At 58.2% G+C, this 16,503-nt stretch carries 14 protein-coding genes; 11 read left to right on the top strand and 3 right to left on the bottom strand.

Translation table 11 applies throughout. From position 1 onward, the window contains the following. The first annotated feature begins 28 nt into the window (after positions 1-28). Positions 29-661 (top strand): DUF1684 domain-containing protein, encoded by a 633-nt coding sequence (locus tag FGZ14_RS13915; RefSeq protein WP_139924840.1) that lies wholly within the window; start codon positions 29-31, stop codon positions 659-661. 146 nt (positions 662-807) lie between these two features. On the opposite strand, the gene FGZ14_RS13910 is transcribed toward FGZ14_RS13915, so the two are convergent. From FGZ14_RS13910 to FGZ14_RS13900, 3 genes are all read right to left on the bottom strand, one after another. Next, a complete protein-coding gene (locus FGZ14_RS13910; protein WP_139924839.1) occupies positions 808-1,656 on the bottom strand; it encodes a YgcG family protein in 849 nt (282 codons plus the stop codon). Next, positions 1,653-2,114 carry a TPM domain-containing protein gene (locus tag FGZ14_RS13905; RefSeq protein WP_139924838.1) on the bottom strand — a complete coding sequence of 154 codons (462 nt, stop codon included), beginning with the start codon at positions 2,112-2,114 and terminating at the stop codon, positions 1,653-1,655. The genes FGZ14_RS13910 and FGZ14_RS13905 overlap by 4 nt, the downstream gene beginning before the upstream one ends. A 122-nt stretch (positions 2,115-2,236) precedes the next feature. Then, positions 2,237-2,815, bottom strand: a complete 579-nt coding sequence (locus FGZ14_RS13900) for a LemA family protein (RefSeq protein WP_139924837.1) — start codon at positions 2,813-2,815, stop codon at positions 2,237-2,239. A gap of 224 nt (positions 2,816-3,039) precedes the next feature. Between FGZ14_RS13900 and FGZ14_RS13895 the strand changes: the two genes are divergently transcribed. The 10 genes from FGZ14_RS13895 to FGZ14_RS13850 all read left to right on the top strand — a co-directional run bounded on the left by FGZ14_RS13895 (position 3,040) and on the right by FGZ14_RS13850 (position 16,386). After that, entirely contained in the window at positions 3,040-4,041 is a 1,002-nt protein-coding gene (locus FGZ14_RS13895; RefSeq protein ID WP_139924836.1) for a sugar phosphate nucleotidyltransferase, read from the top strand. Positions 4,042-4,276: 235 nt separating this feature from the next. Continuing rightward, on the top strand, positions 4,277-5,644 hold the full coding sequence (locus FGZ14_RS13890; protein WP_139924835.1) for a hypothetical protein: 1,368 nt from the start codon (positions 4,277-4,279) through the stop codon (positions 5,642-5,644). A 189-nt stretch (positions 5,645-5,833) separates the two neighbouring features. Continuing rightward, a complete protein-coding gene (locus FGZ14_RS13885) occupies positions 5,834-6,226 on the top strand; it encodes a hypothetical protein (protein WP_139924834.1) in 393 nt (130 codons plus the stop codon). 107 nt (positions 6,227-6,333) lie between these two features. Next, a complete protein-coding gene (locus FGZ14_RS13880; RefSeq protein ID WP_139924833.1) occupies positions 6,334-7,782 on the top strand; it encodes a hypothetical protein in 1,449 nt (482 codons plus the stop codon). 264 nt (positions 7,783-8,046) lie between these two features. Then, on the top strand, positions 8,047-11,514 hold the full coding sequence (locus FGZ14_RS13875; RefSeq protein WP_139924832.1) for a hypothetical protein: 3,468 nt from the start codon (positions 8,047-8,049) through the stop codon (positions 11,512-11,514). A 13-nt stretch (positions 11,515-11,527) separates the two neighbouring features. After that, entirely contained in the window at positions 11,528-11,992 is a 465-nt protein-coding gene (locus FGZ14_RS13870) for an Imm30 family immunity protein (protein WP_139924831.1), read from the top strand. Between the two features lie 69 nt (positions 11,993-12,061). Further along, positions 12,062-13,564: a hypothetical protein gene (locus FGZ14_RS13865; RefSeq protein WP_139924830.1), complete on the top strand. Its 1,503-nt coding sequence runs from the start codon at positions 12,062-12,064 to the stop codon at positions 13,562-13,564. A gap of 177 nt (positions 13,565-13,741) precedes the next feature. Continuing rightward, the gene (locus FGZ14_RS13860) at positions 13,742-15,202 is read left to right on the top strand and encodes a hypothetical protein (protein WP_139924829.1); all 1,461 of its coding nucleotides are present in this window, start codon (positions 13,742-13,744) and stop codon (positions 15,200-15,202) included. Between the two features lie 58 nt (positions 15,203-15,260). Beyond that, positions 15,261-15,641, top strand: coding sequence for a hypothetical protein (locus tag FGZ14_RS13855; protein WP_139924828.1), 381 nt, complete (start codon positions 15,261-15,263; stop codon positions 15,639-15,641). Between the two features lie 70 nt (positions 15,642-15,711). Next, positions 15,712-16,386 carry a hypothetical protein gene (locus FGZ14_RS13850; protein ID WP_139924827.1) on the top strand — a complete coding sequence of 225 codons (675 nt, stop codon included), beginning with the start codon at positions 15,712-15,714 and terminating at the stop codon, positions 16,384-16,386. Positions 16,387-16,503: the final 117 nt, after the last annotated feature.

The raw sequence follows: 16,503 nt of genomic DNA, 5'->3' as shown, positions 1-16,503 counted from the left end.
TGAGGGCCTGGGCGCTTACTTTGCGGGCATGAATCAACTTTATTCCTGCTTTCTGTTGGCGTTTATGCTTCTCTGCTCGGAAGCGGTGGTGGCCCAAACTCCACGCCCTACCCCCGCGGAGCACGCCGAGGCCGTAGCTAAATTTCAACAGACCCTGAACGCGGAATACCGCAACCCACAGGAGTCGCCGCTGCCGCCCGAGGCACGGGAGAAGTTTACGGGTCTGGCTTTTTACCCCGTCAACTACAGCGCCTGCGTGGTGGCTCGCTTCGTGCGCGACTCGTCGCAGGCACCCTTTGTCATGCCTACCAGTACCACCCGCCAGCCGCTCTACCAGAAGTATGGCGAGCTGCATTTTACCCTGGAAGGCAAGGCGCTCCGGCTGACCGTGTACCAGAGCCTGGACTTGCGGCAGAAACCCGGCTACCAGGATTATCTGTTCATTCCGTTCACCGACCGCAGCAACGGGCACGGCAGCTACGGGGGCGGCCGCTACCTCGATATGCGCCAGGGTCAAATTCTAAATGGCTACGCCGTGCTGGACTTCAACCAGGCCTACAACCCGTTCTGCGCCTACAGCCCCCTCTACTCTTGCCCCATCCCGCCCGCCGAAAACCGCCTACCTCTGGTCGTGAAAGCTGGCGTCATGAGCGACCATTAAGAAACGGGCCCAAACAGCTTTCATCTAGCATTTACCCTGAACCAGCTATAAACGACACGTAGGTTTAGGCGCGTAGTTCTATAAAAACAGCCCCCGCGCCAAGTGGCGCGGGGGCTGTTTTTATGAATACTTAAGCTCAATACCGGTTACCAGTCGCCGGAGGCGCCGCCGCCACCGGAGCTACCCCCGCCGAAGCCGCCAAAGCCCCCGCCGCCTCCACCTCCGCCGAAGCTGCCACCGCCGCCAAATACGCCGCGGCCGCCGCTGAAGTCGCCGAAGATAATGGGCGGAATAAAGGTGCCACCGAAGCCGCGGTTGCGCCGGCCGTAGCCGCCACCTCCTCCACCGCCCCGGTTGCGCAGCAGAATAAACAGAATCAGCACCCCAATAATCAACCAGAACGTCCAGCCAGAGCCGCTGTCATCATTGGAGCGGCGCCGGGCCTGGGGCTGGGTGGCAGGGTCGGCCTTGTACTCGCCCTTGGCCAGCGCAATCAGCTGATCGGTAGCGCGGTCGAGGCCGGCGTAGTACTGTTCCTTCTGGAAGGCCGGAACAATGGTGTTGGAGATGATGCGCTTGGCCAGGGCGTCGGGTACGGCACCTTCCAGCCCGTAGCCGGTATGAATGCGGGCCTTGTGCTCTTGCTGGGCAATGAGCAGCAGAATCCCGTTGTTGTTTCCTTTCTGCCCGATGCCCCAGGTTTGGTAGAGCTGCTGGGCGTAGTCGAAGATGTCGTAGTCGCCGAGGTTGGGCACGGTCACTACGGCTATCTGGGAAGAGGTGGAGTCGTTGTACGCCACCAGCTTGCGCTCCAGCTGAGCTGCTTCATCGGGGCGCAGCATACCGGCCAGGTCGTTAACCAGACGCGGCGGGTTGGGGCGCGGCGGCACGTTCTGGGCCCGGCCCGCTAGCTGGGTAAGCACCAGCAGCAGGATCAGCAGGCCTGACCGGCACCAGGAGGGTAGGAAAGGTACTATGGAAGGCGTCGGCTTCATGCGCTCGGAGACGGGGGCGGGGTACTGCCAAACGAAATAGAGTCGTCAAGCTCATTTTTATCGGTGGCAGCATCATAGGGAAAATAGCGGCGGAGCTGTTCACCCACCATCCGGATGCCCTGCTCCAGACCCGCAGCGTACTTTTCGACCCGGAACTGCTGCAGCACCGACTCTTTGGCCGTTTCCCAGAAGTCGTCGGGCACGGCGGCGTTGATGCCCGCGTCGCCGATAACGGCGAACTGCCGGCTCTGCCAGGCCAGATAGAACAGTACGCCGTTGCGCTGGGCCGTGCGGTGCATGCCCAGCTCGGCAAACACCTGAGCGGCCCGGTCAAGGGGTTCGGGGGTAGGGCAGGTGTCTTCCAGGTGCACCCGGATTTCGCCGGAGGTGCGCAGCTCGGCTTGCCGGATGGCGGCTACCAGGGCCGCCTCCTGCTCGGGGGTAAGGGGGTTGGTCATGAGCGGTTGTTGGGGACTTGGGGGAATTTTAGGGGCTTGGGGACTTCGAAACGTAAGGAAATAACACCGCAACAGCGGGCTGTTCTCGCGCGCAAAAGTCCCCAAGTCCCCAACAAACCAGCTTAGAATTGTACAGTAGGCGCTTTCTGCGAAGCCGCGTCTGCCTCGAAGTAGGGTTTCTCTTTAAAGCCAAACATACCTGCGAAGAGGTTATTCGGGAAGCTGCGCACGTAGCCGTTGTAGTCGTTGGTAACGGTGTTGAACTTGTTGCGCTCTACGTTGATGCGGTTCTCGGTGCCTTCAATCTGAGCCTGTAGCTCCTGGAAATTGGCGTTGGCTTTCAGCTCGGGGTAATTTTCCGATACGGCGAGCAGGCGTCCCAGGCCGCTGCTGAGCTGACTCTGAGCCTCCTGGAAGCGCTGAATGTTTTCGGGCGTGAGTTGGTCGGCATTCAGCTGCACGCTGCTGGCTTTGGCCCGGGCGTTTACCACATCCGTCAACGTCGATTTCTCGAAGTTAGCGGCGCCTTTCACCGTGTTTACCAGGTTCGGAATCAGGTCGGAGCGGCGTTGGTAGGCGCTCTGTACGTTGGCCCACTGAGCTTTCACGGCCTGGTCTTTTTGCACCATGGAGTTATAGCCGCACGAGGACTGCGAGAGCAGCAGCACCAGACCGGCGAAGTAGAGCAGAAAACGTTTCATGAGTTGGGAGAGGTAAAAATGTAAATGGGTTGACCAGTGCAAGGGTAAGCTATAAAACGATGATTTGGGCTCTTCGGTAGCTTTCCTGAAACCAAATACCGCGTTTGTTGCTTCACCATTTCACCGCAGCAAAGTACGAATTCAAGCCCGTGCGGTTGTGATAGGGCCAGCTCCGCCCCGATTCCGTATTTTGCGCTTCGGTGCTCCCCCGATTTTCCTTGCGCATGAAAGCAGTTATTCCCGTAGCCGGCATTGGCTCACGCTTACGCCCCCACACGCACACCCAGCCTAAAACGTTGGTGCCCGTGGCCGGCAATACCATTCTGGGGCACATCATCGACCGGTTGGTGGAGGCTGGTGTGCAGGAGTTTGTGTTCATTATTGGCTACCTCGGTGAGAAGGTAGAAAGCTACGTGCGCCGCGAGTATCCGCAGCTGCGTTCTTCCTTTGTTATTCAGGAGCCGCGCGAAGGCATTGCCCACGCCCTCTGGCTGGCCCGCGAGCAGTTTCGCTACGAGCAGGAAGGTATCCTAATATTGCTCGGCGACACCATTGTAGATATCGACCTGCCCGAAATGATGCGCACGCCCGGCAACGTGCTGGCCGTGAAGGAAGTAAAAACGCCTTCCCTGTTCGGGCTGGTAGAAACCGGCTCGGGGGGGCGCGTCACGAAGGTGGTGGAAAAGCCCCGCATCCCGAAGTCGAACTACGCGCTGGTGGGCCTCTACAAAATTGCCAACCCCGACTGGCTGGCCTCGGCCCTGGAGCGCATCGTGGAGCAGGACCAGCGCACCCACGGCGAGTTTCAGCTCACCGATGCTCTCATGCTGATGATTCAGGACGGGGCCGAAATGGTGACCACGCCCGTGGATAACTGGTTTGACTGCGGCCGCAAGGATAGCCTGCTGGAAGCCAACGCCCGCCTGCTCAACCGCCCCGAGTTCCTGAAGCGCCGCGAGTTTCCTGAGTTTCCCGATACCATCATCATCCCGCCCGTCAGCATCGGGAAGGACTGCCAGATTTCGGGTTCCATCATCGGGCCTAACGTGGCCATCGGCGACCGGACCATCGTCAAGAACACCATCCTGAGCGAGTCCATCATCGGCTCCTACTCCGAGCTGCGCTCCGCCGTCATGCACGACTGCATCGTGGGCTCCGACGCCCTGTTCAAAGGCACCCGCCACAGCCTCAACATCGGCGACAACACGGAAATCGACTACAGTTAGAAGAAAGGAACGCAGTAGCAGAGTAACTGAGTAATCATTCTGACATTGTTCCGGGCACAGCGAAGGACCTTCTCTCATGAGCACGACTACCGCACCAACGGTTGGTCCTTGCGGGAGAAGGTCCTTCGCTTTGTTCAGGATGACAGGTGTCACCAGCTAAATAATTACTCAGTTACTCTGCTACTCCGTTCCTCTCATGTATCCGGTGCGGGCAGATTGTCGTTACTTTAGCCCGATGCGCCACCTACCTGCCTTTTCCCGCCTGTTGCCCATGCTGGGCCTTTCCCTGGCCCTGTTGCCGGGCTGCTATTCCCGCTCCGATATGAAGTCGGAGGACGGAGCCGTTGAAGTACCCCAAGACGTGCCGCCTACGGAGGCGCCCGGCGCGGTTCCGGCCCGCACGCCAGAGCCAGGTGCTACCCCCGCTGCCACGCCAAACGCTCAGGCCCTGCAGGCTGTGAACGTGTTTCTGGAGGTGTCGGGCTCCATGGAAGGGTTCATGCCGAAAACCGGGGTAGGGGGCGAGAACACCAAGTTTCAGCAGCACGTAGCGCAGTTTCTTTCGGAGGTAAACCGCACGACTGCCGCCCGCCAGAAAACGTTCTACCGCATTAAGGAGCGGCCTTATAAGGATTCGTACCAGGCCATTTCCGGCACGGTGCGCAGTGGTATTCAGCAGCCCGCCAAGAGCACCGATATTCCCTCGGTGCTCGATACGCTGATGACGAACTACTACCGGCCCGGCACCGTGAGCGTGCTGATTTCGGACTTCATTTACTCCCCGAAAAACGCTGGCGCTATCCCCTACATCAAAACCGACATTGCCGATGCCCTGGCCCGTAGCGGCGAGAAATCGGACCTGGCGGTATCGGTGTACGGCTACACCTCCGATTTCCGGGGCACGTACTACCCGGCGCTGGTGGCCTCGGGCAAGAAAACCAACTGCTGCGACACCGAAATTCCGTACTACATCTGGGTAGTAGGTCCCGCCGCCGCCGTGCGGCAGTTTGATGCCGCGCTACTGGAAAAGCAGCCGGCCAAGCAAGCTCACTTCGGCGTCACGTACCCGCAGCCAGTGTATTCCGTCCTCAGCAAGTTTCAGAACAAAGGCAGCTGGTACTACGGCGACGCCGGGGCCAGCAAGCGCACCGCCGATACCTACCGCGTCATTTCGGTCAGTGAAGCTTCGGCCCAGCAGCCCGTAGAGTTTGTGGTGGGCCTGGACCTGAGCGGCTTGCCCGGCCAGTACCGCGACGTGGCCTACCTCAAGCAAAATCTCAAGCTGCAGGGCGTGGATACCGATGCCAAGCTGCTGGATGTGTTTGCCGCCACCACCCAAACCAAGGCCAGCAGCGGCCCCGAAAGTAAGTTCACCCATTTTGCCAAGGTAGGCCTGACCCGGCAGCCCAAAGCGTCTCGCCCCCTGGTGCTGCGCCTGCAGGACCAGCGCCCGTCCTGGGTAGCCCAGTGGACCACTAAAAACGACGCCAAGCCCGCGCCTAAAACCTTCGCCTTAAGCTCCCTGCTGGATGGGCTAGAGCGGCAGGAAGGGGAGAAGCGCCCGATTTTTGAATTACCCATGACCCTGCAACCCGCTGAATAAGAAAGGTCAAGCCGTCTCCTGGCTCGAAGCTACTGCCGCCGGCCGTACCAGTTGGAACGATTTTCGTTTAACTACGAAACAGTACGCCGCATTGCGGCTGAAAAGCCTGTCGGCGCCTACCCCTACAATTTCGCTCAACCCCCATCGTTTCACGATTCGCGAAGCGGAAGCTTCGCGTTACTTCCTTCCATGAAAGCACTGTTCCGCTCCCTCTACGAAATCATCGGTGCCCCCCAGCCGCCCGCCGATACGCCCGTGTACCGCGACGTTATCTTCCCCAACATTGGGCTGCTGAACCTGGGCATTTCGCTGGCGCTGGTGCTGGTATTTTACTACCTCATCAACCGGGCCCTGGGTGTGGCAACCTTCAACAAGGGCCGCCACTGGGCGCTGTTTCTGGTGCTGAACGCTCTGATTGCCTTCGTGATAGCCATCTGGCAGGCCAACGCCCAGCAGGTAACCGAACACAGCTACATCTACTGGCTGGCCACCTGGAACGCCATCCTGGGCCTGTTCTGGTTCTTCATCCTCTCTCTGATTCTGCGCAAAGGCTCCACCAACGCCAGCACGACACCTTTCTAGGTATTTAGGGACTTGAGGACTTAGGAGCTAGGTTGATGTTGTTTTCGACTGAGTTCTTAGGATAGAAAACCAAGTCCCTAAGCCCCAAGTCCCTAAGTCCCTCCTTCATGGCTAAACTCTTTTTATTCGGTATTGGCGGCACGGGCTCCCGCGTGATTCGCTCGCTCACCATGCTGCTGGCCGCGGGCGTAGATCTGCCCAACTGCGACCGGGTAGTGCCCATCATCATTGACCCCGACGCGCACAATGGCGACATGAACCGCACGGTGCAGCTGCTGCAGAGCTACCAGCAGATTTATAAGCGCCTGGGCCCCCGCGAAGAAGGATTCTTCAAAACTGATATCAGCACGCTCAGCGGTATTTCGCAGGATGTGAACGGCTCGGTGAAGGATACCTTCATCTTCGACTTCGGCGGCATCAACCAAAGCTTCCGGCAGTATTTGAGCTACGACGGCCTGTCCGTTGACTCTAAGGGCCTCGTGGATTTGCTCTTCACCCAGGACAACCTGGAAAGCCCGCTGACCATTGGTTTCCGTGGCTCCCCAAACGTGGGCAGCATTGTGCTGAACAAGCTGGTGGAAAGCCCAGAAATGCGGTTTTTTGCCGACAACTTCCAGGATGGCGACCGGGTGTTCTTCGTGTCTAGCATCTTCGGCGGTACAGGTGCGGCGGGTTTCCCGCTCATGCTTAAGAACCTGAAGGACACCAACACCCGCCTCAGCAACGCCCGCTACCTCCGCGACGCACCCACCGGCGCCGTAACGGTGATGCCCTACTTCGCTCTCCAGAGCGAGGACAACGCTGTCATCGACTCCAACAACTTCCTGACGAAAACCAAGGCGGCGCTTAGCTATTACGAGCACAACCTCCAGGGCCTCGACGCGCTGTACTACCTCGCCGACACGCCCGATACGCCCTACGAAAACCAGCCCGGCGGCACCCAGCAGAAAAACAAAGCCCACGTAATTGAGCTGCTGGCGGCCCTGAGTATCGTGGACTTTATGCGCTACTCGCCTGCCGAGCTGCGCACCGGTGGCCCGCACTTCCACGAGTATGGCCTACAGGCCGATGCGCTGGAAATTCAGTTCAGCCACCTGCCTGATGAGTCGCGCGAAATCATTGCCAAGCAGCTCACGCAGTTCCTGTACTTCACGCGCTACCACAAGCAGCACCTGCCCACCGACAAGGCACCCTACGCCGACAACCTGAAGCTGGACTACGCCATGCGCAACGAACCCATCTTCCGGGAGCTGAACAACTTCCTGCACAGCCAGGACTCCGGCGTAGATCAGTGGCTGCAGGAGCTGGCCCAGAACCGTCGTTCCTTCCGCCCCTTCGACCTACAGACAGAAGACTTCAACGCCATGATTCTCGGTAAGCCCGTGGAAAAGAAGTGGAATGACTTCTTCAACAAAGGTCTCAGCCACAACTACCTCCTCGATAACCTCAACAAAACCGAGAAGTCCATCCAGGAACCCGACAACTTCCGCAAAATGCTGGAGCTGTTCTATGATGTGACGGATAAGGCGTTTGAGGAAAAGGTAAAGGTGGTGTAAGAACGAAAATTCCCCTCCTCAGATGAGGAGGGGATGCGGCGGCTTCAGCCGACGCTGGGGTGGTTGACTTCGTTGCTGATGTTGTTTGGTTGAACTACCTATACTGCTTCGTTCAACGATTATCAACCACCCCTAGCCCCTCCTCATCTGAGGAGGGGAACTAGCTTTCTAGTTGTAGTTTCTAGTCTAAAAAGTCACCCCGAATGACCTTCGTCTGGCTCCCCCTCTCCCGGAGGGGAGGGGGCCGGGGGGTGGGGTTCCGATATGGCCAAAGTCCTTCGCTTACATAATAATGGCTCCCAGCAGGTTCAAGGCTGGCAGAAAACGGCGCCGGTAACGAGCACCGAAATTAATACCGTTACGGACCCGGCCGGTGGAAAGTCCCGCAACCTAGCCGTGAGCATCCCAACGCCGTTTGCACGGATGCACCTGTTTGAAACGGCTTTCGACTTCCTGGCCCGCGAAGGGCAGCGTAACCCTGGCTCGGTGTACCACGAGTTAACGACTCACTTCTGGGACCTGCTGGAGCTGCTCTACAACTACCACCTCTACACCCAGGCCGGCCGCAAAATCACGCTGCGCCGCTGGAATGCCGAGGCGGAAATCCGCCGGATGCGGCAGGAGGAGGGCACGCGCTTGCTAGGCGAGACGCTGCAACTGTATATGCAAGATGAGCGCTTCCGCGACTTCACCGACATGTACCTCGTGTACTATGAGTCGCCGGAGCTGGCGGGCGGCACGCGCCTGCTGGGCGGCACCTCCCCGCTGACCATCCTGTTCACGGGCCCTGAGGTAAAGCCTCTGGACCTGGAGCGCCCACAAGCCCGCGGCCATTACTTCGATAAGCAAACCGTACTGCTGGAAGACCGTGATCCGCAGTTCCGGGAGTTTGTGTACGAGTTGTTCCTGGCCTACCCGCAGCTGCAGCGCCGCGAGTTTGCCGGCAGCGTGTACGCTGGCCTCGACCGCAGTAAAATCAACCAGCTCCAGATGCAAGGCGACCGGAGCGCGCAGCAGTTTGCGGCCCGCTACCCCGCGCTGGTGGACGTGCACGGCAACCTGGTGAGCGTAAAAGGTGTGCCACTGCCTGGCCGCGCGGACCAGTCGGCCGTGACCAGCTCCGACCTGTTTATTCAGCCCACCCGTGAGGCCATTGCCGGCCGGCCTAGACCACTGGTACTGCGCCCGAACCTAACGATGCCCGGCGCTAACTACCTCAACGGTCAGCCCTGGGACGACCGCACGCCGGTACCATATTATGACGAGGTAGCGCTGGAAAACCGCGTGCTGCCCGGCAAAGGCTTCAAGTATCCGTACCTCACGGTGGGCGACTTGCTGGAAGACTCGCTGGTGGAGCTGCCCTACGAGCTGAATACCCAGCGCTTCCACACCGGCAAAGTCACGTTCCAGTACGGTGCTGACGGGCAGGGCCGGGCTCGTTTCCCCTACCTGTTGCCGCTGAAACAGGCGTTTTTCGAGTACTTCACGGAGAACGAGCTGGCCGAGCTGCTCACCTTCACTATCGACCTCAGCCACGTGCGCGTGCAGCTGCGGGTGCCGGTGCAGGCGGGGCGCTTTATCACGTTTGAGCGCAGCTACTACACCAATCCGCAAAACCCGAAGGATGCCCAGGGCCGCGAAATCCTGGAGAAGGGCCGCATTGTAAAGGCCACCGTGGGCGTGGGCGTGTTCCCCTTCTACAAGGTGCGCTACCAGCCCGAGTACAACGACCTCTATAAGGTAATGCTGGTGGATGCCGACAACTCGCCCACCATGCTCAGCCGCCGCTACGACCTGCAGTTCTTCGTGAATGGGGAGCGCATCACGGAGCAGGGTGCCGCCCGCCGCGCCACCCGCTACGAGCGCACCCAAAAGAGCATGGCCACCGCCGGCAGCACCTACTATGAGGTGACCGGTACCCACTTCGACTTGGTAGAGCTGACTTGCCCGCCCGCCACCATTGGCGCGGAACCGGCTCGCGGCCTGTTCGTGCCGCGCTGGCGCGAGCTAGACCGCGGTACCCGTCGCTTCACCTTCGCGGTAGACTTCGGTACCACCAACACCCACATTGCCTACGCTGATTCGCCCACGGCACACCCCCGCCCGCTTACCATTGGCGAGGCCGATGTGCAAGTGGAATGGCTGCACGCACCCGTGGCCGATGCAGGTCTTTCGGCCGCTCAGCGCTACCGCACAGGTGCCGGCCAGATCTGGACTTACATAGCTACCCTGCAGAACCGCGAGTTTGTGCCCTCGTTTGTGGGCGAAGGCGGCTCAGTGTATGAATTCCCGATTCGTACTGCTGTTTGTGAAACCACGTCGTTTGCCAATGAGCCCGCCAAGGTGCTCAGCAACATCAACATCGGTTTCAGCATTAACACCGAAAATGCTTCGGAGCTGCCCCAGAACCGCTTCATTACCAACCTGAAGTGGTCGGCGGAGCTGGACCCGCAGGGCGTGTCGCGGATTGAGGCCTTCTTCAAGGAGATTCTGCTGCTGCTGCGTCACAAGGCGGCTCTGCACGGCGGTATTCTGGAAGATACCCGTGTGGTATGGTTTGCACCACTGAGCTTCGATGGCTTCCTGCGCAACCAGTTTCAGCAGGTCTGGGACGAGTCGTTCCAGCAGGTGTTCAAGGCCCGCCGCCCCACTATCTGCCTCACCGAATCGGTGGCGCCGTACTACTACCTCACGGCCACCAACCAGGTAGTGCCCAACCGCGACGAAAACGTGGTGAACATTGACATCGGCGGCGGTACCACCGACTTGCTGCTCTTTGCCGACCAAAAACCGGCCTACAGCACCTCGTTCCGCTTTGCCGGCGACGACCTGTGGGGTGATGGTTATGCCCGCGTGCAAGGTGCACCTAAGCAAAACGGCCTGCTCCGCCTCGGCGTGGGCCACGTAGAAAGCCTGCCCGACTCCGAGCAAAACCAGGAGTACAAAGGCTACCTGCGCGCTGCCCTCAGCAACACCGATTTCGGCTCTGCCGACGTAACCAGCTTGCTGTTCAAGTACGATGATGCCCTGCGCTTCACCCAAGCCTTAGGCCTAGGCAAAGGCCGGCAGTTGCGGGTGCTGTTCTACCTGCACTACACCAGCATTATCTACCACACGGCCCAGCTGACGAAGCACCTCGGCCTGAAAACGCCGCGCTACCTCTGCTTCTCGGGCAAAGGCAGCCTCTACCTGCGCCTGCTGGCCGGCGGTAGCTCCCTGGTAGCTATTGAGAAGATTACAAAAGCCATCTTCCACGCCGTAACCGGCACCGAGCCGCCGCACAACTTCCGCGTTATCTTGGCCGACAATCCCAAAGAGGCTACAACCAATGGCGGCGTGCTTTTCGAGGAAAAAACCAACACGGCGGACTACGACAGCATCAAGCCCGTGAAGTACAGCGGCGCTGTGGAAGGCACGGAGCTTAATCAGCAGCGCCTGAAGCTCAACCAGGTAGATGCCGCGCTGAAAGACCAGGTGCTGGAAAACGTGCGCCACTACCTCACCCTCGTGCTCGAAGGCGACGAAGTGGCACCCTACCTGCGTGAAGTAGGCGTGGATGTAGACCGTCAGCGAGTGAAGGATATTCTGCAGCGCGAAATCGAGGACAGCTTAAGCCTAGGCCTGCACCAGTTCCAGCGCCAGCTTTCCTCCGACGAAACCCTGCCGGAAACCCTGTTCTTCTTACCGCTGAAACAGGCACTTTACAACCTGAGCCGCGAGCTGCAGGCGTAACGATTTAAGTAGCATGCTCATTGATGTTGAAAAGGAAGCACAGAAGCTACGTAGCAGCCGCCTCATGGTGGATGATGAGCAGGTGGCCTCCTTTAAGGAAACGATTGAGCGTATTACCTCTTTGTCAGATCCCAAGCACATTACCTTATTGTGTTTGGGGTTTGATGATGCCACTGAGATGCATGAGGTTATGTTTGGGCTGGTGCATGCGATTGAGTCTTATGACGCAATTGCAGGCCCTGAAGTAGCTACAACGAACTTCATAAATGCATTGCCACTTTTGCTGCCCCATGCATCAGATTGGGCGGAAATTTTGCTGTCAAGGATCCTCAATGACAAGGAGTCACAGGCATTGCTGCGCCGGTTGTTGAAAGCTACTAGCTCTAATATCCAAGAGGTGGTTAGCTCAATCCTGAGAAACTTAGCTGATGAGGATCCAAAGCAGTTTAAGCGCAAAGTTGAAGGGGTACTTACTTAGATAAAGCAAGTTCTAAGCAAGATTATTAACTGTAGATTTTCCTCCTGCTCCCTACCTAACCAACACCCTATGACCCTTTCCCGTCGCGCTGCTTCTTTGCTTACTGGCCTGCTGCTATTGGCGGCGAGCAGCCAAGCCCAAACACCTCTAGGTCAGCCGACGCTGGAGGAGCGTAAGGTGCAGATTTGGTGCGCTACTGCCCGGTTCGTGTATGAAGACACCGGCCACCCGGAGTTGAAAAATCAGCTGCAGTGCGGCGGCACGCTAAAGGCGCTGGAAAACAGCATCAAATCGGATAACCAGCGGGTGTACTCGGCGCTGTATCAGCCGCTGGAAGTGAAAGGCGTGATGTACAAAGGGCTCGGGTCTGACAACTCCCGCCTGCAAACCTTGGTGCGCGAAATCATCAACCGGCTGCGTACTTCCCCGGCCCGTAAGGGCAATGCGGCGCGGCTGCAGGGCGTAACCAGCCTGGAAACGGCCCTGAAAAACTACGTCGATAACGGTACGCCCATTGGGAATCTGGCCGCAGCAGAAGCGCCTCCCGAAACTGTAGATACCACCGCTGCCACCGACGAGGCTACGGCCGCCGCGCCCGGCGACGCGGGCCTCGATGAAGCTGGCGTGGCTACCCCCGTTACCCAAACGAACACCGGAACCGGAGAAAGTCTGATGAACAAATTCTTCGGCCCACTGGCCCTGATTCTGTCCTTGCTGAGCCTGGTGCTCTATGCCTTGCTGCGCCGAAGCATCGGGGCCTTTCAAAAGGAGCTAAGCGCCCGCATCGATAAGCGTCGCGACGAAATCCTGGCGCTGCAAAACTCGCCGGGCGGCGGCAGCACCCGGGCTGCTGCCGCACCTGCCGCTTCTGACCGCCTCACGCCGGCTCAGCAGCAACAAGTGGAAAAGCTGGTGCAGCAGCGGGTGGAGGAGGAGCTTCAGAAGCTGCGGGGGCAGCTCTCGGCTATAGCCCCCGAGCGGGCTACCCCTGCCGTTTCCTCGAACCCGGTTCCGGCGGTAGCTCCGCCCGCTACCCCCCAGGCAACCCCCGAACCTTCGGTACCGGTAGCTGCCCCCGTTTCCGCGCCTGTGGCGGCCGTGTATGCCGCGCCCGCTCAGCCCGCCGAAATGTCGGCGGTGCCGCCCCTGTCAACCACCGACACGTCTTCCGCTTCTTCTCAGGAGGAGTTTGAAAGCCTGATGCCGCCCGTGCAGCTGCCTACCCCTGCAGTTGCGCCAAACCCTGCCAACCAGCCCCAGACGCGCTACGTGAAGGTGCCCGTGAACGGGGCGTTCAGCGAGTACGATTTCAGCGAAGAGCCCCAGCACGACAGTATCTACGAGATTTACCTCGATCCGCAATGGCCCGAGCTGGCTACGTTCAGCGTAACCTCCAACCCCGCCGTGCACGCCTACGCCATCCAGAGTGCGCAGTATTCCCTGCGCGAAGCCTGCAAGTACCAGCAGCCCGCCGGCCCGGTTACCCGCATCGTAACGGAGGAAGAAGGCGTGCTGCGCAAAGTGGCCGGCGCCTGGCAGATTGAACAAAAGGCCGCTATCCGGTTTGAGTAACTAAAAGGGTAAAAGCTAGTTCCCCTCCTCAGCTGAGGAGGGGTTAGGGGTGATTGACTTGGCATAAAACGTTTTTAGATCTAGAAATCTAAAATTCGTTCTAACGGTCATCAACCACCCCTAACCCCTCCTCAGCTGAGGAGGGGAACTAGCTTTTAGCCGTAGCTTCGTACTTGTATGCTTGAAATCATTCTCGAAGTAGCCGTAGTGGCCGTGGTGGTAGGTCTGCAGATCCGGACGTTTCTGCGGACGCGGGCCAATGCGCTGCGGTTGGCGGCGTTGTATCCGCCCAAGGAAACGTTGCGCGTGGAGCACCGCATTGTGCTGCCCGACGGCCGCGACCTGCCCGAGTACGCCGCCGACGCCCCGCCCGAATCCTTTGCTACCAGCCTGGTGAAGGCCGAAAACGCCTCCCCCGAGTTCCAGGAAATCCTGCTCGATACCAACGATTACCTGCGCCACAACAAAGGTGCCGCGGCCGATTTCGGTATTCTCAAGGACATATCGGAGCGCCAGAGTGAGGTGCTGGACAATGAGGTGCAGGCCACCGTGGCTACGCCCCTGTACTTGGGGCTGCTGGGTACCTTCCTGGGCGTTATTCTGGGCCTTGTGGGCATTGCTCGCAACGGCGTATCTGATGAAAATGCCCTGACGCCCTTCCTGACCGGCGTGCTCATTGCTATGACGGGCTCCTTCGTGGGCCTGCTCCTGACGCTGCTCGGCAACGGTGTGCTGCGCCAGGCCCGCCAGCAGCTCGACCGGCTTCAGAACCAGTACTACACCTTCCTGCAGGCCCGTTTGCTACCCGTGCTACACGCGGATATGGCCAGCTCGCTCACTAACCTGAAATCGGTGCTCGATGCGTTTAACCAGCAGTTTGTAGGCCAGGTGGAGCTGTTCAACCCACTCATGGACAAGGTGACTCAGAACATCCGGGTGCAGAGTGATTTCCTGGAGCGGCTTGATACCATTGGCTACGACAAAATGGCCGCCGCCAACATTCTGGTGTTCGAGAAAGTACGGGAGTCGGCGGAGATGTTTGCGGCCTTCACGGGCTACCAGCAGCGGCTGAACGAGATGCTGCAGAACGGCTACCAGTCGGCGCAGAGCGTGAACAGCATCCTGGACCGGCTGCGGGGCTTCGAGAAAGGCATCAACGACCTGGGCCAGTACATCGGCGGCAATAACAACTCGGTGCAGCTGATGCTCGACTTCTTCCAGAAGCACCAGATAGAGCTGCGCAACCTCAAGGACCGCGCCGAGCAGCACATCGACCAGGCGGGGGTAGGCCTCGCCGAGGTCATGAACCAGCGCCTGGCCTACAACGAGCGGCAAGCCCAACTGGCCTACGAGAAGTGGCAGCAGTACTTCGACAAGCTCAACGCCGACAATGTCTTCGAGAAGCTGCTGAAACAGCTGGAGCCCTTCCAGAACCTCAACACCCAGCAAGCCGACCTCAGCCGCGACGTAACCGCCACCCAGCGCGAGCTGATGCGCAAAGTAGAGCTGGACTCGCAGATTCAGGCCAAGCTACTCTCCGAGCTTTCCAACCTGAACACGGTGCTGGTAAAGGCTACCTCGAAAAACCGTTTCCAACGGTTTATGGATAAGCTGTTTGGTGGCGTACAGCCGCAGTAAGTGCTAACAATGGCTTTTGCATAGTATTATTCGATAAATGTTAAATAAATACAGTGTAATGGTGACTCTAGAAAAATTAGCTATATACAGAAAATATAATGGCGATATAGACAGTTGGGTTAGGTGTAATATAAAAAGTGATACAAATATAATGGATGATGCTGATTGGTATTTGATATCAAGGCTATTATCAGATTTGGTGTTAGTAGAAAATAATCTCGCTTCAGATGATCTTAAAAATAAGGCAATTCAATTCATTCAGCATAATACAGAAAGTGAAGTTGTAATAGAGCTGCTGAAAGAAGAGTTAGTTAAGGATACCCATAGCTTTAAAAGTATTACGGGTAATTCAAATTATATTTATTTTGCATGGTGTGTAGTAATATGGATTTTAGGTTTTCTGTTTATTAAATTGATAGAGCGTTTATTTATACAATGACTTGTTATTTGTGTTAATATTGGAAATTATTTCGGGCATTAAACAATGTAGATTCGTATAGCAGAGCTCAATGAACAACTCCACTTCCAACAAACGCCAAAGCAACGACTTCTTCTGGCCCAGCTATGTGGACCTGATGACGTCCTTGTTTGTGGTAATGCTGGTGCTGTTCGTGTACAGCTTCAAGCTGTTCAAAGACCGGGAAGGGGAGTTGAAGAAGGCCAACGGCGAGTTGAAAGTAAAAGCCGCCGAGCTGGAGCAGATTACCAAAATCCGCAACTCCCTGCAGCAACTGGAGGGCCGCTACTTCCGCTACGACCCCACCAATGAGCGGCACGAGCTGCTGGTGCCGGTGCAGTTCAAGGCCGGCCGCGACGAAATTCAGGACAGCTACAAGCCGGCTCTGCTGCAAGCAGGTCGGCGCCTGCGTACCGTCCTCAAAAGCATAAAAACTGACCAGCCCGTACGCTACCTCGTCATTGTGGAAGGCATGGCCGCGCGCTATCCCCAGGGCGACCCCCGCAACGCCCGCGAGGAGCAGACCACTTATCAACTCAGCTACCGTCGCGCCCTGAACCTGCTCAACCTCTGGAAGCAAAACGGTGTGAACTTCAGCCAGGACCGCAGTATTGAGTTGATTATCGGGGGTAGCGGCTTCTATGGTACCGGCCGCTACAGCGGCCGCCGCGAGGGCGACAACAAGCGCTTCCTGATTCAAGTGATTCCGAAGGTGGGCCGGTTTTAGCCGCGTACTATTAGGCTTCAAGGCGGCGAAGGCGGTAAGAAGTGCAATGCTTCCTGACCGGGCGCAAGCGGCTGGTAGGCTCGGCGGCTTCGGGTGGCGTGGTTATCTTGGGGCCTC

It is taken from the genome of Hymenobacter sp. DG01 (assembly GCF_006352025.1).
Classification (GTDB): Bacteria; Bacteroidota; Bacteroidia; order Cytophagales; family Hymenobacteraceae; genus Hymenobacter.
This window is presented reverse-complemented; position numbering and strand designations above follow the sequence as displayed.